Here is an 18370-nt window from a genome sequence, read left to right on the forward strand (position 1 = left end):
ATGGATGCGAGTGCTGCAGCTACTACGCGCGCGGGTGGCACCGCCGCGCGGCCTCGGGGAGTTTGCACGCGATCCCGCGCTGCGGCAATCCCCGTCCTTTCGATGTCTGTCGGCGCGCACCTGCCGGGCGCCGCGCGGCGATGCAGCTTGTGCCAGCCAAGCCTGCTGCAAGCCGCTGGCCGTGGCCGCGCCGTTGCTACGCTGACCGGGCAACGGTGTCACGCGGGCCGGCTCCGGGCTGCGTGGCGTATCCGGGTCGGGCTTGCGGGGTGGTGCTTGCACTACCTTATAAGAATCTTGTAGAACGATAGGTAAAAACCCTTGACTATCTATCTACAGGTAGATATTATTGGGTCCATGGATGCAGCGATGCGGCAAGGGCAGGAAAGCAAAGCCCACACCGCACCGGTTCCAGTGCAGCAAACAGCAACAAAGACGGAAGTCATTTTTTTTGCCCCGTTTCTCTACCTAGTGGTAGGTAAAGCAAAAAAGAGGACATCCTTAACAAATCCAGGTCCCCGCGGCCAGTGCAGACCCCCGGACCCACGCTTCGATTGGAGAACATCATGAACGCCAAGCTTCTTGCCAAGTCCCTGCTCACCGCCGCCACCCTGGCCGCAGCTTTCGCCGCGGGCGCCGCGCAAGCCGGTACCGTCCCCGCCGACAAGTACGGTTACAACTACCGCGCGCGGGATGCCTACACCGACGGCGCCCGTACCGGCAAGTTCGATTCCTTCAGCGAAGGCGCGCGTGCCGGCAAGGCTGATCCGTTCACCGACGGTGCCCGCATCGGCAAGTTCGACGTCTTCACCGATGGTGCCCGCATCGCCGGCCTGGACCGCAGCGGCGTCTCGTCGACCCCGGCCCGCAGCGTTGACCCGTACACGGATGGCGCCCGCGTCGGCAAGACCGACCCGTACACCGATGGCTATCGCACGGTAGCCGGCCTGGATCACAGCGGCGTTTCGTCCGCCCCGGCCCGCAGCTTCGACCCGTACACGGACGGCGCGCGCGGCAATGACAAGCGCAATCCGTTCTACGACGGCGCCCGCAGCGGCCGTGCCGATCCCTACACCGACGGCGCCCTCGCCTGAGGCAGTTGATGGCGAGCCCCGCAAGCGTGCCCGGCGTGGCTTGCCATCATCATCGATTCACCCCGTCGCGCCGCATTGGCGGCGCGCGGATACCAGGAGCGCATCATGAGCCGTTGGCAGAGTTTCCGTCTGCTGGCAGGCTGGGTCCTGGTCTGCGTTGCCAGTGGCTCGATGGCCACCCTGGCGGCACAGACGCTCCCCGCCTGACAGAATTGACGACAGTTGTAGTCGTACCATCGCAGCGCTGGCGCGTTGCAGCCCGACGGCGTGCCCCTACCGGCACGCCGAATTTTTTTGCGGCTTGTTTTTCGCGCCGCGAACCGATTGCGCATCCATTGCGTATCCGGCCGCCTCCTAGCCTCCGAGGGTCTTCCTCGTTATCCGAAAAGGCGTGGCCCGGCCAAGGGTAAATTTCAGCGCCCCGTTGCCGTTATAGCGGTAGACGTTCCAGCGCAAAGTAGCGCTGGCGCGTCTGCACGCCTGCGCGCGCAAGGGGCTCTCCCGACAGGGATGAGCGCGTGGCCGGGCGGCATATAAAACAAGGCCGACACCATCCATGCCGCATATCCAAGGTCCGCCAGCCGAGACCGAACTCTTTCGCTTGCTGATCCTGGGCGTGACCGACTACGCGATCTACGCGCTCGATCCGTCGGGAAGCGTGAGCAGCTGGAATGCGGGTGCGCAGCGGGCCAAGGGATATACGCGCGACGAGATCCTGGGCAAGCATTTCTCGTGTTTCTACACGCCCGAAGACCGTGCCGCCGGGCACCCCGAGCAGGCGCTGCGGCAGGCGCGCGAGCTGGGCCGCTTCGAGGCCGCCGGCGGCTGGCGCGTGCGCAAGGACGGTACCCGTTTCTGGGCGCACGTGCTGGTCACCCCCATCCACGACCGCACCGGCAGGCTGCTCGGCTACGCCAAGATCACGCGCGACATCACGCAGCAGAAGGCCGATGCCGAGCGCACCGCCGCGGTCGCGCGCAAGCTGGACCTGGCGCTCGAGAACATGTCGCAAGGCCTTTGCATGTTCGATCCGGACGGCAGGCTGGTCCTGGCCAACGGGCGCATGGAGGAGATCTTCGGCGCTGCCGCCAAGGGGCTGGAGCCGGGCACGGATTTTCTCGAAGTCTGCCGCGCCATGGCCGGCGCGCGCGCGCGGGAGGCCGCGGCGCCCGGCGCCCTGGCGGGCCGGACCGGCCGCGACCACGCCGCCGAAGCGGGGCAGCCCGAAGCCCGTGCCGAGCAGTATGCGCAGTCGTTGTCGGAACGCCACCGCGATATCCTGCGCCGCCACAAGAACTGGCGCAGCGTGGAAGCGCTGCCTGACGGGCGCGCCATCGCGCTGTCGCACAGCGCCATGCCCGACGGGGCGTGGGTGACCACCTGCGAGGATGTCACCGAGCAACGCCGTATCGAGGCCAAGATCCACCACCTGGCGCGTCACGACGGCTTGACCGGGCTGCCAAACCGCAGCTTCCTCGATGCCTACCTGGACGATGAGCTACAGCGCGCGCACCTGCAGGGCTGCCAGGTGGCCACGCTGGGCATCGACCTGGACCGCTTCAAGGAGGTCAACGACCTGCACGGCCGCGCCGCGGGTGATACCGTGCTGCGCACGCTTGCCGCGCGTATTGCCGCCCAGATGCAGCCGGGCGAGTTCATCGCCCGCATCGACGGCGACGAGTTCATGGCCGTCAAGCGTTTCACGCGGCAAACCGAACTGAGCGATTTCACCGCGCGCCTGGTGACCTGCCTGAGCGAGCCGGTGCGGCTCGATGGCTACGACCTCACCACCAGCGCCAGCATCGGCATCGCGATCTATCCCGGCGACGGCACGCACCGCGACCAGCTGGTCGGCAATGCCGGCCTGGCCATGCGCCGCGCCAAGGGCAGCCTGTCGGAATCGATCTGCTTCTACGAACGCCGCATGGATGAGACGGAGCGCGAACGCCGCGCGCTGGCCGGCGAGCTGTGGATGGCCATCGCCGCCAACCAGTTCGTGCTCGACTACCAGGTGCAGACCGCGATTGCCAGCGGCGAGGCGATCGGCTGCGAGGTACTGCTGCGCTGGGAGCATCCCGAGCGCGGCCTGATCCCGCCCGACAGTTTCATGCCGCTGGCCGAGGCGTGCGGCGCCATCCTGCCGATCGGCGAGTGGGTGCTGCGCACCGCCTGCAGCGAGGCCGCGCGATGGACCTTGCCGCGCAAGATCTCGGTCAACCTGTCGCCGGTGCAGATCACCCACGGCAACCTGGTGACGCTGGTGGCGCGCCTCCTGGAGGAAACCGGACTGCAAGCCGGCCGGCTCGAACTCGAGATCACCGAATCCACCATCACCGGCGACAGGGAGCGCGCGCTGGACATCCTGCGCGGCATCAAGGCGCTGGGCGTCAGCATCGCCATCGACGATTTCGGCACCGGCAATTCCTCGCTGGATACCCTGCGTTCTTTCCCGTTCGACAAGATCAAGCTGGACCGCAGGTTTATCGCCGAGATCGCCGGGAACCAGCAGGCCAAGGCCATCATCCGCGCCATCCTGGCGCTTGGCCAGAGCCTGGCCATCCCGGTGCTGGCCGAAGGCGTGGAGACCGCCGAGCAGCTCAAGCTGCTGCAAGCCGAAGGCTGCGACGAAGCGCAGGGCTATCTGCTCGGCCGCCCGCAACCGCTCGCGCTGTTCCGCCGCGACCATGCCGTGCTCGTGGCGCCGCAGGCGCAGGCAGACCCCCGCTCCCGATCGCCAGGGTGACGCACGAGGCGCGCGGGCGCGCGGCGAACCCCATCTCGCCCGGGAAGCGCGCGGAACTCGCCTGCCGGGCCGCACTCTGATCCCTTATCGGCGGCCGCCCTGGCCGCCGCCCGGACCAGAACAGGGAGCGGCAGTGCCAGCACGGATCACCCGCATCCAGGCGGGCATCGGCGGCGTCATCGAAGCCGATGGCGACGATGGCGGCGATGGCGGCCATGGCGGCTCAAGCCCGTCATGAAGGACCTGCCCCGCGTCGCCGCATGCCAGCCACCGGGCCCCGAGGCAGGGTCCCCGCACCCGGGACCGGTGCGCGAGGTGGGCGATCGCAGCGGCGGCCACCATGTCTCTCCCCATCGGCTGCCCGGATGCGCGCACGCTGATCCGCTCACGCCCGCCGACCGCTACCAGGAACTGTTCGTCGCGGTGCAGATGGCCCGCGTCTTCAGCGACAGCAAGACCTTCACCGATGCCATCCCGCGCCAGGACCCGGAATCGATCCTGACCGCATACCGGGCCAGCGCGGGCGCTGCCGGATTCGACCTCGCGGGCTTCGTGCAGGCGCATTTCACGCTGCAGGAAGTGCCGCGCAGCCGTTATGTCTCCGATCCCCACCAGACCCTGGGCGACCATATCGACGCTCTGTGGCCGGTGCTCACGCGCCATCCGGCGGAGCACCCGCCGCAATGCTCGCTGCTGCCGCTGCCCAATGCCTACGTGGTGCCGGGAGGGCGCTTTACCGAACTCTATTACTGGGACTCCTACTTCACCATGCTGGGCCTGACCGTCAGCGGCGACGCCAGCCTGCTGCATGGCATGGCAGACAATTTCTCCTACCTGCTCGATACCTATGGCGTGATTCCCAACGGCACGCGGACCTACTACCTCAGCCGCTCGCAGCCGCCCGTGTTCGCGTTGATGGTGGAGCTGTTCGATGACCACGGCGTGAAGCCCGAGCTGGCCTACCTGCCGCAGCTTCGCAAGGAGTATGCGTTCTGGATGCGCGGCGCCGAGCACCTGGCGCCGGGACAGGCTTGCCGGCGCGTGGTCAGGCTCGCGGACGGCAGCCTGCTCAACCGCTACTGGGACGAGCGCGATACGCCGCGCGAAGAAGCCTTTATCGAGGATATCGGCACGGCCGCCGCCTCGTCGCGCCCCGCGCCCGAGGTCTACCGCGACCTGCGCGCCGCGGCGGAATCGGGCTGGGACTTCAGCTCGCGCTGGCAGGAGCCCGGCGGCGGCCTGGAAACGATACGGACCACGGCCATCCTGCCGGTCGATCTCAACAGCCTGCTGTACAAGCTGGAGACGAAGCTGGCCGAGCTGGCGGCAGCCGCGGGCGAGGCGGACGCGCCGGACTTCCTGGCACGCGTGCAGGCGCGGCGGCATGCCATCGACCACCTGATGTGGAACGAGGCCGAAGGTGCCTGGTTCGATTTCGACTGGCAGCGCCACCAGCCCCGCGCCAACCTCACGGCGGCCACCGTGATGCCGCTCTACGTGGATGCCGCCAGCCCCGCGCAGGCGGCGCGGCTCGCACGCACCGTGACCGCGCGCCTGCTGCAACCCGGCGGCATGGCCACCACCGAGCGCATCAGCGGCGAGCAGTGGGACCAGCCGAATGGCTGGGCGCCGCTGCAATGGCTGGCCATCGGCGGGTTTGCGCGCCACGGCCAGCGTGCGCTCGCGCGCGAGATCGCGCACCGCTGGCTGCATACCGTGGCCAGCCTCTATCGCCGCGAGTACAAGCTGGTGGAGAAATACGCATTGCGGCATGCGCCGCATGGGGCCGTGGGCGGTGGCGGCGGCGAGTATCTCCTGCAGGACGGCTTCGGCTGGACCAACGGCGTGGTGCGCCGCCTGCTGCAGCAGCATCCCAGCCACGCGGCCTGCGCCTCGCGCGCGGGAGAGCCGGGCTAGCTTGCCCCGGGCTCGCGCATCCAGTGCGCCACGGTGGCGGCCAGCCAGGCCGGGTCGTCGTGCGGCAGGTCGTGGCCGGCCCACGCGTGCCTGCGGTGTGCCACGGCCCATGCCGCCGCCAGGCGGGCCGAGCACTCCGGATCGACCAGGCGGTCGGCCGCCGAGGACACCACCAGCGTGGGGCAGCGCGGCGCCGCCGCCGCGGCGCGGTAGCGCGCCGCGGCCCATAGCTGGCGCAGCGCATTGCCTCGGCTCACCGGCGCGCTCGCGCGGATCGCGCTCCATGCCGCCACGTCGGCAGCCAGGGCGGCCCTGGTATTGCAGGTGAGGCGATGGATGGTGCGCTCGCAATAGGGGCCGTCCTGCCAGCGCAGCGCCATGCCGGCCAGCGCCGCCCAGTTGCGCGGGCGCAGGCGCTGCGCCACGCTGCCAAACGGCCGCATGCTGGTGTTGACCAGCACCAGCGCGCCGATCTCCTGCGGGTAGCGCCGCGCCCATTCCGCCGCCACCATGGCGCCCAGCGACATCGCCAGCACGCGGTAGGGCGGCGCCAGGGCCTGCCGGCGCGCGCTGGCGCGCATGTGCTCGACCATCGCCGCCACGCTCGGTGGTGCGCGCCGTGCCGCCTCCGTGCCGTTGCCGGGCAGGTCCAGCAGGGTCAGGCGCGTGATGCCGCAACGCGCCCGCAGCGCGGCGGGCAGCGCCCCCCAGTGGCGCGCTTCGCGCGTGAGCCCGCGCAGCAGGATCCATTCGTTGAGCCGGGCGTTCATCGGAGCCGGCCGCCCTGCCATTGCGCCGTGGCCTGCGCCAGCAATTGCGCGCGCCGCTCGCCGCGCGGCAGCCAGCGCTCGGGCGCGTAGGCCACGCGCCCGAGGAAGTCGAGCAGGTTGGCGTGACGGCGCAGCACGCGCTCGGTGCGGTGCGCCTTGACCGGATTGAAGAAGCCATGGCGCGAGAACAGCTGCCGCGGATTCTTCTTGATCCACAGCCAGGAACCCAGCTCGAGCGTCATCGGCAGGAAGATGTTGGCCGGCGGCGTATGGTCGTAGGCCCAGTCCCACAGGTCGCCATGCAGCAGGTACTGGTTGCTCTGCGGCTCGAACGCATAGCCGTGGTGCGGATGCGCCTGCTCGAACATCGTCTTGAGCGCGAACATTTCGGGCAGGTGCGCCATCGGCGCGGCCGTGCGCGCGTACGGAAACCAGATACTGTCGCCCCAGCCGTAGCCGGAGTGGCAGTCCAGCGCGAAGCTCAGGGGGCGTTGCTGCAATTGCTCGGAGACCACGCGCAGCATGGCCGTGCTTTCCAGCTCCATCGGTGCTCCCAGCCTGCCGCGATACCACGGCAGCCACGGGCCCAGCCGCTGTCCGCCGGCCAGCGGCGGCACGCGGCCAACGGCGTCCTGCGGCGCGTTGCGCATCAGGTCGACGCCGTTGGGGTTGGCGCGCGTGGACGCCCACATGCCGCCCGGGTTGACGATGGGCATGAAAAGCAGCCGCACCGATTGCAGTTGCCGCTCGAGCAACTCGTCCCACTCCAGCCGCCACAGCAGCATGCGCATGTAGTCGAGCAGCAGGTGGGTGCCGATACGCTCCAGGCCGTGGATGCCGGCAAAGAACCCGATGGCGGGTGCGCGCGGGTCGTCCGAGCCGATGCTGGCGGTGTAGAGGGGGAAGCGCTGTGCGCCTGCGCTGACCTCGCCGACGCAGCGGGCGTCCAGGCGATGCGCGCCGGTTTCGAGCAGGGCTTCCAGTTGCCGCATTTCAGCGAAACCGTCGGCGGCGGGCAGGGGCATGGGCGAGGGCAGATCCGGGGGCGCGGTCCAGGCAGACGGGGTTGCGCCCATCATCGGCCGCCAATGTGAAATCCCCGTGACGGCGGATGAGGTTGTCCGTGCACCGGCTTCGAATCCGGCTTCGAATCTGACTCCGAGGCACGGACCGTGCCGGTGCGCGGGCGCCTACCCGGCCATCCCGGGTGCGAACAGTTCTAGTATCGTCCACCCCCGCGCCGTCGCCAAGGCGCCAAGCGCGGCATCCGGATTGGTCGCCACGGGATGGCTCACCGCCTCGAGCAGCGGAATGTCGTTGCGGGAATCGCTATAGAACGCGGTGCGCTCGAACCGGTCCCACCGCAAGCCCAGCGAAGCCAGCCACTGCGCAACCCGCTCGATCTTGCCCGCGCCGAAGCTCGGCACGCCGGCGACGGCGCCGGTGAACCCGCCGCGCGCGTCGCACGCGGCCTCCACGGCCACCAGGTGCTCCACCCCCAGCGCCGCCGCAATCGGCTCGGTGACGAACCGGCACGTCGCCGTGACGATGCAGCACAGGTCGCCGGCATCGCGGTGACGGGCCAGCAGCGCGCGGGCTGGCGGGCGGATGGCAGGCACGATCACCTCGCGCATGAAGCTCGCGCGCAGCGCCTCCAGGCGCGCGCGCGGATGGCGTGCCAGCAGGCCGAGGGCAAAGGCGGCATGGCGCCGGAAGTCGAGTCGCCCCGCGCTGTACTCGGCCAGCCACAGCGCGTTGTTGGCTTCGACTTCGCGCGCGTCGGCGGCGCCGGCCGCCACCAGGTAGCGAGCCCATTCGTATTCGCTGTCCAGCGGTAGCAGGGTGTGGTCGAGGTCAAACAAGGCAAGGCGGGGCATGCGCCGTCTCCGGTCGGAAAACCGCACAGGATGGGCAGGCGCGGTGACCCGCGCGTGATGCGCGGCGCAAGAATTCCGATACCGTTATCGGCGAATTTCCGCCGCCGCGGGAAAGCGCTCGCCTAGGCGGCTGCGCGGGGGGCGAGGCATTCGAGGAAGGCGCCGATCAGGCGGGTATGCGTGCGGCCCTGGAGACAGTACAGGTACTCGTGCAGTACCGGCGGGTGGCTGGCGAACGGTACCACGCACAGCCCGGCATCGCGCGGGACTTCGCCGAGCGGCACCACGCTCGTTCCCAGGCCCTGGCGGATGGCTTCGTAGATGGCCTCGCGGCTGCCGATCACGGTGCTCGACGGCAGCTTCAGCCCGGCATCTTCCAGCGCCGTCTCGACCGCCTTGCGGGTCATCGAGCCATGTTCGCGGATCAGCAGGTGGCAGCCGGAGATCTGGGCGAGGGTGACGCTGGGCGCGCGCGCCAGCGGGTGGCCGGGGTCGACCACCAGCACCATGGGATCGGACGCCAGGGTGATGCGGGCCAGGCGATCGTCGTCGACGGCGTGCGACGAGACCGCGACGTCGATGCGGTACTCGAACAGCGCGTCCAGCATCTGTTGCGAGTTGCCGATGTCGAGGCTGATCCCGATGGCCGGGTAGCGTTCCCGGAACGCGGCCACGCTGGGCAGGATGTAGTAGGGGCCGGTAGCGCCCACGCGCAGCTTGCCCAGGTGCAGGTTGCCGGCGTTGCGCAGCAGGAAATCCGCGCTGCCCTCGTGCTGCATCAGCTGTTCCACCACGGGCATGAGGGCCACGCCGACATCGCTGAGGTCGACCCGGCCGCCGCGGCGGTAGAACAGCTCCACGCCGTAGCTTTCTTCCAGCTGCCGGATGCGGCCGGTGACGGTGGGCTGGCTCACGCGCAGCTGCTTGGCGGCGGTGGTGATGCTGCCCTGGCGCGCCACTTCATAAAACGTCGTCAGCAGGTCGCCGAGCATGGGAATCCGGGGGAAGGAAGCAAGCGCGCCAGTCTAGCGGCGCTTTGTGACAGTTCCGCGCAGCGCCGCCACGGGGGCGGCGGCGCTGCACGCGGGGCCGGGCGGCCAGGCCCGGGGCCACTCCCCGCGCCTACTTGCCCAGGGCGGGATCGGACTTGCCGTCCGCGCCGGTTTCCACGCGCCCGGCGAAGCGGCGCTGGAAACCGCCCTGCGGCACCGTGACGGCGAAGTCGTACCAGTTGTCCTGCAGGCCCAGCGGCCAGTGCTGGTCGAGCTGCTTGCCGGCGGGGATGTCGAAGCTCCAGGGCCCGTCGGTGCGGTAGGCCTTGGGTGTGACGGTGAAGGTGCAGGGCGCGGGGCCGGTATTGATCATGGTCAGGTAGACCGCGGCATTGGCGACGTCGTAGCACACGCGGATTTCCGGCGCGGTGCCGCCGGCCGCCGCCACGGCGCTGACGTCGCCCTGGAAGCTGCGGTGGAAGCCGTTCGGGCCGAGCACCCACAGATCGTACTTGCCATTGTCGGCGGCGTAGGCGTCCCAGCTATCGTGCAGTTCCTTGCTGGGCTCCACCACGTAGCGGCGGGGCACGCGGTCCAGGTGCAGGCGGTCGTACACATGGAACACGGCGGCGGCGTTGCCGGTGTTGCTGAACAGCAGCCACATGACGCGCGAGCCCGGATCCTCGCGCCCGCTCACGTGCAGCTCGTACGGCAGCGCGCGGGACGGGCGCTGGCCGGCTTGCTGGGTGGCGGGCGCAGCGGCCTGCGCGCTCTCGGTGGGCAGCGGCACCTGCGCCTTGGCCTCCTGTGCGGTGCGCACGGCATCGGCGGCGGTCTTGGTGCGGCTGGGCATGCCCGGCAGGGCCGCGCTGTTGGGGCTGACGAAGTTGAAGGCGGAGCTCAGGTCGCCACAGATGGCGCGGCGGTAGGCGCTGATATTGGTTTCGGCGACGCCGAAGCGCGCCTCCATGAAGCGCAGCACCGAGGTGTGGTCGAACACCTGCGAGTTGACCCAGCCGCCGCGGCTCCAGGGCGACACCACGTACATCGGCACGCGCGGGCCGGGGCCGTAGGGATGCTTGTCGGTGTGGTACTCGCCGTCGGTGGAAACGGTGGACTTGCCGGCCAGCACGCCGCTGGCGTCGTAGGCCGGCGCGCATGGCGGCGGCACGTGGTCGAAGAAGCCGTCGTTCTCGTCGAAGTTGATCAGCAGGACGGTCTTGCTCCAGATGTCCGGATTGGCGGTGAGCGCGTTGAGCACTTCCTGCGTGTACCAGGCGCCCTGCACGGGGCTCGAAGGCCCGGGGTGCTCGGAGTAGTTGGCCGGGGCCACGATCCACGAGACCTGCGGCAGGCCGCCGGCGGCGATGTCGTCCTTGAGCGCCTGCAGGAAGCCGTTGTCCGGCATGGTGTTGCCGATGCCCTTGATGAGCGGGTTGATGGCTTCGTCGGCGACGGTATAGGCCGGGTAGGGACTGCCGCTGGAAGCATTGCCACGCGCTTCGTTGGCCTTGCGGTACTGCACGAAGCCGGCCAGCGGATTGTCGGTGAAGTTGTCCGGCATGTTCTGGTAGACCTTCCAGCTCACGCCGGCGGCCTGCAGGCGTTCCGGATAGGTGGTCCAGCGGTAGCCGCCGGTGGAGGCGCCCATGGAGTCGCCGCTGTTGTCGATCACCGGCCCGCCGTTGGCGCCGGTGGGGTCGTTGGTCCCGGTCCAGTGGAACAGGCGGTTGGTGTTGGTGCCGCCGTGGAATCCGCAGTGATACGCGTCGCACAGCGTGAAGGCGTTCGCCAGGGCAAACTGGAAGTCCAGCTCGGCCTCGGTGTAGTAGCCCATCGACTGGGTCTGCTTGTAGGTGGGCCACTTGTTCATGCGGCCCAGGTCCCAGGCGTTCTGCGCGTCGGGGTAGCTGTGCGGAGTGCCGCTCACGCGCTGGGCGTTGCCCGTGGCGCTGTCCAGGTGATACGGCTGCACGATGCGGTTGGTAAAGGTCTGCTGCCAGACGTTGAGGCCGCCGGCCAGCGGGATCGGGAAACGGTCGCCGAAGCCGCGCACGCCCCTGAGCGTGCCGAAGTAATTGTCGAAGGAGCGGTTTTCCTGCATCAGGATCACCACGTGCTCCACATCGCGGATGCTGCCGGTGGCGTTGTTGGCCGGAATCGCCAGGGCGCGGCGGATCGACGGCGGGAAGGCGGCCAGCGCCGCGGCGGCGGAGGCGCCACCGGCCATCTTGAGGAAGTTGCGTCTGCTGTGAAGGCTCATCTTGATTGGTTCTGGCTAGGCTGTTCGGCTGGTCGGTTGGTGCGGACGTTGCCCGGCGCGGTGCCGGGCCTGCCCATCCATCAGGGCGCGCAGCGCAGTTGCGGCGTCACCGCCGGTTGTGCGCCGGGCTCGGCCGGCTTGGCGGGAGGCTGGGCTGCGTTGTTGTCGCCGGCGTCGCCGCCGCAGGCGCTCAGCACGGCGCACAGCGCCAGCGCCGCCAGCCATGCGGGCAGTGCGTGAATCGAGATCGAAGGCTTCATGGTCACGTTTGCTCTCGTGGGGAATCAGGGGTTGAGCGTGGACAGGGGCTGGCGCGAGCCGGTGATGGTCTGCAGCTCGGCCAGGCTGAGCTGGCGCGTCCACATGGCGAGGTCGTTGAACTCCATCACGCCCTTGAGCGAGCCGGCGTTGTTGGGCACGTAGGCGTGGGTGGCGTCGTCATTGATGCCCCACTGCCTGGTGTTGAGGCCGCCGAGCCTGGTCACGTCGGTGTTGACGATGGCCTGGTTTTCTTTCTTCTGCACCCCCATCACCGGGTCGATGATGTAGGCGCTGAAGGTCTTGGCCGTGGCGTTGACCGACAGGGCCAGGTAGGCCCACTGGCTGGCGCTGAACTTCATGCCCTGGATGTCGTCGCGCTTGCCGCCGCTGCCGATGTTGAAGCGCACCTCGCAGCTGCCGAACAGGCCGATGGCGATGCCGGCGTTCGACCCAGAGACGTAGTTCTTGTTCGACAGGATCGGCTCGCCGGTGCCGTTGCCCTGGGTGCAGTCGGACTTGAACCAGAAGCCGATGGTGAACTGCGGGGACAGCGCGATATCGGCGCCGCTCTGGTTCAGCACGTAGGCGTCGACGTTGGAGTTGACCTTCAGCGACCTGGTGCCGAAGTTGTCGGTGCCGGGCGAGCCGCCGTCGGTGCCGGCCACCCACGGGCCGATGGTGGTGGTGCCCTTTGCGTCGACCGCGGGCAGCGTCTCGAAGCTGTAGTACGCGGCGAGGTTGTTGCGCAGCGTGTCGGCCAGCACGACCGGCTTGACGTAGTTGATCTGCGCCAGCAGGGAGGCGGGCACACCATTGCGCACCAGCGTGTAGTTGTAGCGGTAGACACCGCTGGCTGGCGCGTTGAGGGTCTTGTCCTCGTAGCTGGTGGTGCCGGCGGGCAGGGTGGCGATCTGCACGCCGTCGCGCAGCAGCGTCATGTCGCCGGTGGCGGCGGCAGGATTCTGCCAGGACAGCACCAGCGAATCGCTGAAGGTGCCGACGGTGGATTTCAGTGCGCGCGCGCCGGCGCTGCCGGTCAGCGCGGAGCCGTCGAGCTTGTACGACGCGGCGGGGATGGCCACGCCGCCATGGGCCAGCAGCGTGGGCAGCAGGTCCGTCTCGCCCGGCAGCGCCGAGAGCGCGGCGGCGGTGGCCGGTGCGGCGGGCAGGTTGCTGGCCAGCGCTGCGTTGAACGGCTTGTTCAGCGCGATGAAGGCGGTGCGGTTTTCCACGGTGGGCAGCGTGGTGGTGGCGCCGGTGGCGTCGAGGCCGTGGCTGGTGGTCACGGCCACCAGCCAGTCTTCGCCGGCGTTGGCCTGGCGGCGCGCCTGCACGGCGGCCAGCAGCTTGCCGAGCGCCTGGTCGAAGGCGGCCAGCGCGCTCGCGTAGCCGCCGCCCTGGAAGCCTTGCGTCGCGGCGGCCAGGTCGGGGGCGGCGTATTGGGCAAGGACCACGTCGTAGCCCGACTGCACCAGCTTCAGGCCTTCCTGCGTGACGCAGCCGTCGTCGTAGGCGCAGTCGCGTAGCGAATCGATATTGCCGGTGGCCGCGTCGGCCTTGAGCAGTGCCGGCAGGGTTGCCGAACTGCTGGCCACGCCCAGGCGCTGCCTGGCGGCCCCGGCGCTGCTGGCGTTGGCGGTGCGCAGGTACTGGAACAGGGTCGGGGCCTTCAGGCCGCCGAGGGTCGCCACGTCGTCGTTCACGCCGTGGCGGTCCTGCCAGGTGCCGGTCAGCACGGTGGCCCAGCCCGGGCCGTCCAGCGGTGCCTGCTCGGTGGTGGTGCCGAGCCTGCCGCCGGTGGACGAAGGCGTGATCGCCAGCGTGGCCAGGTTGGGCATGCCGCGCTGGATCATCGCGCTCTGCAGCTGGCTGTAGGTGGCGCCGTCCACGCCGACCAGCAGGATCTTCTTGCTGGTGGCGCCCGCGTTGCCGTTGCCGGCATTGCCCTGGTCCGGGGCAACGGTCGCCGGCGCATCGCTGCCGCCGCCGCATGCTGCTACCGCGCCCGCCAGGGCCAGGCTGCACGCCACGCGTGCCTGCTGTTTCCATGCCATGTCTGCTTCCCTCTTTTCTGTTGTCTCGCTAGCCGCGCGCCGCAACGGCGGCGCTGCCAATCACGCTGCCCGTGACGCGTTGGCAGAGTAAGAAAAGGGGTTGTCAGCCGGGTGACAGGCGGGCAAAGAATGCTGATGCGCCTATTCGCATTCCTGATGGAACAGGCATGCGCGAAGCGCAGCCAGGGCCGGGCGGCGTGGCTGCGGAGCGGAAAATGCGGGGGGATGGGTGAGGCGGGTGAGGCGGGTGAGGCCGGTGCGGTGGGGCAGGAGAGGGACAGGACAGCGCCCGCGCGAGCGGCGGGCGCTGCGGGCGATCAGGCGTTGGCTGCCTGCGCGGGCTTGCCGCCGGCACGGGCGGTCTTGCGTCCGGCCGCCAGCGCCATCAGCGCGGCCACCAGGCAGGCCGCGCCGGCGGCGTACAGGGCCGGCGTATAGGTCAGCAGCAGGGTGCGCGTGAGGCCGGCGCCGAAGGCGGCCGTGGCGGCACCGACCTGGTGGGCGGCGAAGATCCAGCCGAACACCATCGGCGCGCGCTCCTTGCCGAACGCCGAGCCTGCCAGCTTGACCGTGGGCGGCACCGTGGCGATCCAGTCCAGGCCGTAGAACATGGCGAAGATCGACAGGCCGTACAGCGTGAAGGTGGAGTGCGGCAGCCAGAACAGCGACAGCCCGCGCAGGCCGTAGTACCAGAAGAGCAGCTTGCGGCAGTCATAGCGGTCCGACAGCCAGCCCGACAGGATGGTGCCGACGAAATCGAAGGCGCCCATCATGGCCAGCGCGCCGGCGGCGGGCACCGCGCTCATGCCGAAGTCCGCGCACAGCGAGATGAAGTGCGTCTGGATCAGGCCGTTGGTGCTGAGGCCGCAGATGAAGAAGGTGCCGGCGAGGACCCAGAAGGTCTGGCTGCGGGCCGCATCGCGCAGCACCACGAACGGGCCGCGCAGCGTCAGCGGCGCGGGAGCCGCCGGCGGCTGGGCCGCCGTGGCCGGCACCTTCTGCGGCACTTCGCCGAAGGCCGCCAGGCCTACGTCCGCCGGGCGGTTGCGCATGAAGCAGAACACCAGCACGGCCAGCACCGCGCAGGCCAGCAGCACGGGCAGCACGGCGGTGCGCCAGCCCATATGCTCGATCAGCCAGGCCGCCACCGGCAGGAACGCCAGTTGCCCGGTGGCGGAACTCGCGGTCAGGACGCCGATCACCAGCCCGCGCCGCGCGCTGAACCAGCGGCTCGCCACCACCGCCGCCAGCACCAGCGCGGTCAGTCCGGAGCCGACGCCCAGCATCAGGCCCCAGGCGACAAAGAGTTGCCACAGCTCGGTGGCCACCGTGGCCAGCGCCATGCCGCCGGCGATCAGCCCCAGCGCGGCCCACACCACGTTGCGCACCCCGAAGCGTTCCATCAGGATGGCCGAGAACGGCGCCATCAGGCCGAACAGCGCAAAGCGGAAGGCTAGGATCGACGAGATCTGGTCCGTATCCCAGCCCATCTCGCGGGTCAGCGGCTTGAGGAAGGCGCCGGGCAGGCCGAGGGCGGCCGATGTGGTCAGCATCACGCAGAAGGTGATGGCGGCGATCAGCCAGGCGTAGTGGATGCCGCGCCGGTCGAGCCGGCTGGAAAGCGCTTGAGCAAACATGAAGTATCCAGGAGCAGGGTTTCGGTTTCGGTTTCGGTTCGGTTTTGTGAGCGAGGGGTGGGCGTTGCTTGTCCTTACGGTGCGAGTGGGCCCAGCAGCATGTCGTGCGCGGCGGCGAGGATGTCGTCGGACAATGCGTCGCCGGCCGTCGCCCGCGCCAGCGTCATCGCGCCCACCAGCGTGGACAGTTGCGCCAGCGCCAGCTTGCGGCGCTCGGCCGGGTCATCGTGCGCCACCGTCTTCATCCAGTCTTCGACCATGACCTTGAGGCCGTCGATATAGGCCTGCCGCACCGGCTTGTCCGCGGGTTCGCGCGCCACGTCGCTGGCCAGCGCTACCGCAGAGCAGCCCTCGCCGGGGTGCGCGCAGTGATCCTGCGTCAGATAGGGTTCAACCAGGTTGGCGCGCATGGCGCGCTTGTCGTCGCCGCCGCGGCCGATGCGGCCCGCCCAGCGCCGCGCCGATTCTTCGAAGCCGCGCTTGCACGCCAGCTCCGCCAGCGCGTCCTTGGACGAGAAGTGTCCATAGAAGCCGCCATGGGTCAGGCCGGCCCCGGCCATCAGCTCGGCCACGCTGACGCCGTTCAGTCCGCGCTCGCGGAACAGCCTTGTAGATGCTGCCTCGATCGCTTCGCGGTTCTTTTCTGCCTGTTCTCGTGATGCGCGCGCCATGTCCGCTCTCCTGGCAAGTTTTTTCTTGACCGGATTTTATATGACACCCATAATTTATTCAATAAATGTTGCTCATCATTTAAAAAGCTGCTGGCCGCCCTGGCTCGCAGCATCCTTCCGCCCTCAAGGAGGCATTTCATGCAGAATCTGTTCGATCTCACTGGCCGCGTGGCCGTCATCACCGGCTCCACCAAAGGCATGGGCCTCGAAATGGCCCGCGCGCTCGGTGCCTCCGGCGCCGCCCTGGTGGTGTCGGGCCGCGACCAGGCTGGCGCGGCGGCAGTCGCCGCCACGCTCGAAGCCGAAGGCTTCAAGGCCAGGGGAATCGCTTGCGACATCGCCGATGTCGGCAGCGTGCGCGCCTTCGCCGAGCAGGCACTGGCCGCCTTCGGCCGCGTCGATGTGCTGGTGCTGAACGCGGCGGCCAGCGCGGAGGTGGGTTCGCTTCTGACGCAGGGACCGGACCTGTTCGACCAGGCCATGGCCGGCAATGTGCGCGGCAACCTGGTGCTGGTCAACGCCCTGGCGCCGCAGATGATCGCGCGCGGCGACGGCTCCATCACGTTCATGTCGAGCATCGCGGCCAAGCGCGGCTCGGCCATGCTGGGTCTCTACAGCATCACCAAGGGGGCGACCGACCAGGCCGTGCGCAGCCTGGCGCAGGAACTTGGCCCGCATGGCATCAATGTGAATGCCATCAATCCGGGCCCGGTGCGCACCGAGTTCTCGCGCGAGGCGCTGTGGGGAAATCCGGAGCAGGAAGCGCGGCTGGCGGCCGGCATTCCCATGCGCCGCATCGGCGAGGCCAGGGATGTGGCCGGGCTGGCAGTGCTGCTGGCCTCGCCGGCCGGGCGCTTCATCCACGGGCAGAGCATCGGCGTGGATGGCGGCCTGTCGGCGTAAGCGCTTTCGCGTGCGCTGAGCACCGCCGTCGTCGCGCAGGCCGGCGCGAGCGTGCCGTCGGGATTGGCGCTATTCTCGGTGTCTTTCTTTCGGGCAAGACGCAAGACATGACGGCAATCGACCTATCCCGTTTCCCTCGCTACACCCTGCGCGAAGGCGTGGCGCCGATCCAGCATCTGCCACGGCTGAGCCAGTACCTTGGCGGCGCCGATATTTTCGTCAAGCGGGACGATATCGGCGGCCTGGGCGGAGGCGGAAACAAGCTCAGGAAGCTCGAATACCTGGTCGGGGAGGCACTGGCGGACGGTGCCGATACCATCATCACGGTGGGCGGAAGGCAATCGAACCACGCACGGCTGACCGCCGCGGCCGCGGCAAAGGCGGGGCTGGCATGCGAGCTGATCCTTGCACGCCTGGTCCCGCGTGAGGACGCCGACTACGTGAATAGCGGGAACGTGCTGCTCGACGACCTGTTCGGGGCGCGCGTGCATGACCTGCCGGCGGGCTCCGACGCGCTGGGGTATGCCAACCAGCGCGCCGAGGCGCTGCGCGCGCAAGGGCGTCGCGTCTACGTCTGCCCGCTGGGCGGCTCCAGCCCGACCGGCTGCCTGGGCTACGCGGCATGCGCCGTGGAAATCGACGACGAAGCCAGTACGCGCGGCCTGTCCTTCGATCGCATCCTGGTGGCCAACGGCAGCGGCGGCATGCAGGCCGGGCTGATAGCGGGGGAGATCGCCTGCGGCCGTCCGGCAGCGCGCGTTGCCGGCTACTCGGTGCTGGCACCGCTCGAGAAGGCGCGCGAGGACACGCTTGCCAAGGCAAGGCAGACCCTGGCGCTGCTCGATCCGGCGCTCGGCGTTGCGGCCGAATCCGTGGACGTGGACGGCAGCCAGTTCGGACCCGGCTATGGCCAGCCCACCGCAGGCATGGTCGACGCCTTGCGCCTTGTCGCCACGCAAGAGGGCATCTTGCTCGATCCTGTCTACAGCGGCAAAGCGTTTGCCGGCCTGGTCCATGACGTCAGGGCCGGACGATATCGCAAAGGCCAGCAGATCCTGTTCGTCATGAGCGGCGGCGTGCCTTCGCTGTTTGCCTACCGGAGCATCTTCTAGCGCAAGCGCCGCCGCTGGCGGCCGCAGCCGGCCGGATCGCGGCAGGCGCGGACAACCATTGCCATGGCATCGCCCG

The 18370-nt window shown here is 69.2% G+C and carries 14 protein-coding genes; 5 read left to right on the forward strand and 9 right to left on the reverse strand.

Features of this window, described 5'->3' with window-relative positions; all coding sequences use genetic code 11:
• The first annotated feature begins 566 nt into the window (after window positions 1-566).
• The 3 genes from AB4Z48_RS25750 to treF all read left to right on the forward strand — a co-directional run bounded on the left by AB4Z48_RS25750 (window position 567) and on the right by treF (window position 5754).
• Window positions 567-1094, forward strand: coding sequence for a hypothetical protein (locus AB4Z48_RS25750; protein WP_441619186.1), 528 nt, complete (start codon window positions 567-569; stop codon window positions 1092-1094).
• 556 nt (window positions 1095-1650) lie between these two features.
• Window positions 1651-3837 carry a putative bifunctional diguanylate cyclase/phosphodiesterase gene (locus AB4Z48_RS25755; RefSeq protein ID WP_441619188.1) on the forward strand — a complete coding sequence of 729 codons (2187 nt, stop codon included), beginning with the start codon at window positions 1651-1653 and terminating at the stop codon, window positions 3835-3837.
• 234 nt (window positions 3838-4071) lie between these two features.
• Window positions 4072-5754 (forward strand): alpha,alpha-trehalase TreF, encoded by a 1683-nt coding sequence (treF, locus tag AB4Z48_RS25760; RefSeq protein ID WP_441619190.1) that lies wholly within the window; start codon window positions 4072-4074, stop codon window positions 5752-5754.
• Here treF and AB4Z48_RS25765 read toward each other — a convergent pair.
• The 9 genes from AB4Z48_RS25765 to AB4Z48_RS25805 form a co-directional block, all read right to left on the reverse strand.
• Window positions 5751-6524, reverse strand: a complete 774-nt coding sequence (locus AB4Z48_RS25765; protein WP_441619191.1) for an alpha/beta fold hydrolase — start codon at window positions 6522-6524, stop codon at window positions 5751-5753. The genes treF and AB4Z48_RS25765 overlap by 4 nt on opposite strands.
• Complete coding sequence (locus tag AB4Z48_RS25770; protein WP_441619193.1) at window positions 6521-7549, reverse strand: M14 family zinc carboxypeptidase; 1029 nt, start codon at window positions 7547-7549, stop codon at window positions 6521-6523. Before AB4Z48_RS25770 ends, AB4Z48_RS25765 begins: the two co-directional genes overlap by 4 nt.
• Window positions 7550-7714: 165 nt before the next feature.
• Entirely contained in the window at window positions 7715-8401 is a 687-nt protein-coding gene (locus tag AB4Z48_RS25775) for an HAD family hydrolase (RefSeq protein WP_441619195.1), read from the reverse strand.
• A 122-nt stretch (window positions 8402-8523) separates the two neighbouring features.
• Window positions 8524-9393 carry a LysR substrate-binding domain-containing protein gene (locus AB4Z48_RS25780; RefSeq protein WP_441619197.1) on the reverse strand — a complete coding sequence of 290 codons (870 nt, stop codon included), beginning with the start codon at window positions 9391-9393 and terminating at the stop codon, window positions 8524-8526.
• A 130-nt stretch (window positions 9394-9523) separates the two neighbouring features.
• The gene (locus AB4Z48_RS25785) at window positions 9524-11656 is read right to left on the reverse strand and encodes a phosphocholine-specific phospholipase C (protein ID WP_441619199.1); all 2133 of its coding nucleotides are present in this window, start codon (window positions 11654-11656) and stop codon (window positions 9524-9526) included.
• A gap of 80 nt (window positions 11657-11736) precedes the next feature.
• Window positions 11737-11916 (reverse strand): hypothetical protein, encoded by a 180-nt coding sequence (locus AB4Z48_RS25790; protein WP_441619284.1) that lies wholly within the window; start codon window positions 11914-11916, stop codon window positions 11737-11739.
• Between the two features lie 24 nt (window positions 11917-11940).
• Window positions 11941-13971, reverse strand: a complete 2031-nt coding sequence (locus AB4Z48_RS25795; RefSeq protein WP_441619201.1) for a hypothetical protein — start codon at window positions 13969-13971, stop codon at window positions 11941-11943.
• A gap of 317 nt (window positions 13972-14288) precedes the next feature.
• Complete coding sequence (locus AB4Z48_RS25800; RefSeq protein WP_441619203.1) at window positions 14289-15608, reverse strand: MFS transporter; 1320 nt, start codon at window positions 15606-15608, stop codon at window positions 14289-14291.
• Between the two features lie 74 nt (window positions 15609-15682).
• Complete coding sequence (locus AB4Z48_RS25805; protein WP_441619205.1) at window positions 15683-16279, reverse strand: TetR/AcrR family transcriptional regulator; 597 nt, start codon at window positions 16277-16279, stop codon at window positions 15683-15685.
• A 138-nt stretch (window positions 16280-16417) separates the two neighbouring features.
• On the opposite strand from AB4Z48_RS25805, the gene AB4Z48_RS25810 reads away from it, so the two are divergent.
• Complete coding sequence (locus AB4Z48_RS25810; RefSeq protein ID WP_441619207.1) at window positions 16418-17182, forward strand: SDR family NAD(P)-dependent oxidoreductase; 765 nt, start codon at window positions 16418-16420, stop codon at window positions 17180-17182.
• Between the two features lie 107 nt (window positions 17183-17289).
• Window positions 17290-18294, forward strand: coding sequence for a D-cysteine desulfhydrase family protein (locus AB4Z48_RS25815; protein ID WP_441619209.1), 1005 nt, complete (start codon window positions 17290-17292; stop codon window positions 18292-18294).
• Window positions 18295-18370: the final 76 nt, after the last annotated feature.

It is taken from the genome of Cupriavidus sp. 2TAF22 (genome assembly GCF_052115045.1).
GTDB lineage: Bacteria > Pseudomonadota > Gammaproteobacteria > Burkholderiales > Burkholderiaceae > Cupriavidus.

What these genes read in the sequence shown, in the direction of transcription:
- AB4Z48_RS25810 (WP_441619207.1), top strand. Translation starts at nt 16,418, where the DNA reads ATGCAGAATCTGTTCGATCTCACTGGCCGCGTGGCCGTCATCACCGGC.
- treF (WP_441619190.1), top strand. Translation starts at nt 4,072, where the DNA reads ATGAAGGACCTGCCCCGCGTCGCCGCATGCCAGCCACCGGGCCCCGAG.
- AB4Z48_RS25765 (WP_441619191.1), bottom strand. Translation starts at nt 6,524, where the DNA reads ATGAACGCCCGGCTCAACGAATGGATCCTGCTGCGCGGGCTCACGCGC.
- AB4Z48_RS25785 (WP_441619199.1), bottom strand. Translation starts at nt 11,656, where the DNA reads ATGAGCCTTCACAGCAGACGCAACTTCCTCAAGATGGCCGGTGGCGCC.
- AB4Z48_RS25790 (WP_441619284.1), bottom strand. Translation starts at nt 11,916, where the DNA reads ATGAAGCCTTCGATCTCGATTCACGCACTGCCCGCATGGCTGGCGGCG.
- AB4Z48_RS25805 (WP_441619205.1), bottom strand. Translation starts at nt 16,279, where the DNA reads ATGGCGCGCGCATCACGAGAACAGGCAGAAAAGAACCGCGAAGCGATC.
- AB4Z48_RS25780 (WP_441619197.1), bottom strand. Translation starts at nt 9,393, where the DNA reads ATGCTCGGCGACCTGCTGACGACGTTTTATGAAGTGGCGCGCCAGGGC.
- AB4Z48_RS25750 (WP_441619186.1), top strand. Translation starts at nt 567, where the DNA reads ATGAACGCCAAGCTTCTTGCCAAGTCCCTGCTCACCGCCGCCACCCTG.
- AB4Z48_RS25815 (WP_441619209.1), top strand. Translation starts at nt 17,290, where the DNA reads ATGACGGCAATCGACCTATCCCGTTTCCCTCGCTACACCCTGCGCGAA.
- AB4Z48_RS25755 (WP_441619188.1), top strand. Translation starts at nt 1,651, where the DNA reads ATGCCGCATATCCAAGGTCCGCCAGCCGAGACCGAACTCTTTCGCTTG.
- AB4Z48_RS25795 (WP_441619201.1), bottom strand. Translation starts at nt 13,971, where the DNA reads ATGGCATGGAAACAGCAGGCACGCGTGGCGTGCAGCCTGGCCCTGGCG.
- AB4Z48_RS25800 (WP_441619203.1), bottom strand. Translation starts at nt 15,608, where the DNA reads ATGTTTGCTCAAGCGCTTTCCAGCCGGCTCGACCGGCGCGGCATCCAC.
- AB4Z48_RS25770 (WP_441619193.1), bottom strand. Translation starts at nt 7,549, where the DNA reads ATGCCCCTGCCCGCCGCCGACGGTTTCGCTGAAATGCGGCAACTGGAA.
- AB4Z48_RS25775 (WP_441619195.1), bottom strand. Translation starts at nt 8,401, where the DNA reads ATGCCCCGCCTTGCCTTGTTTGACCTCGACCACACCCTGCTACCGCTG.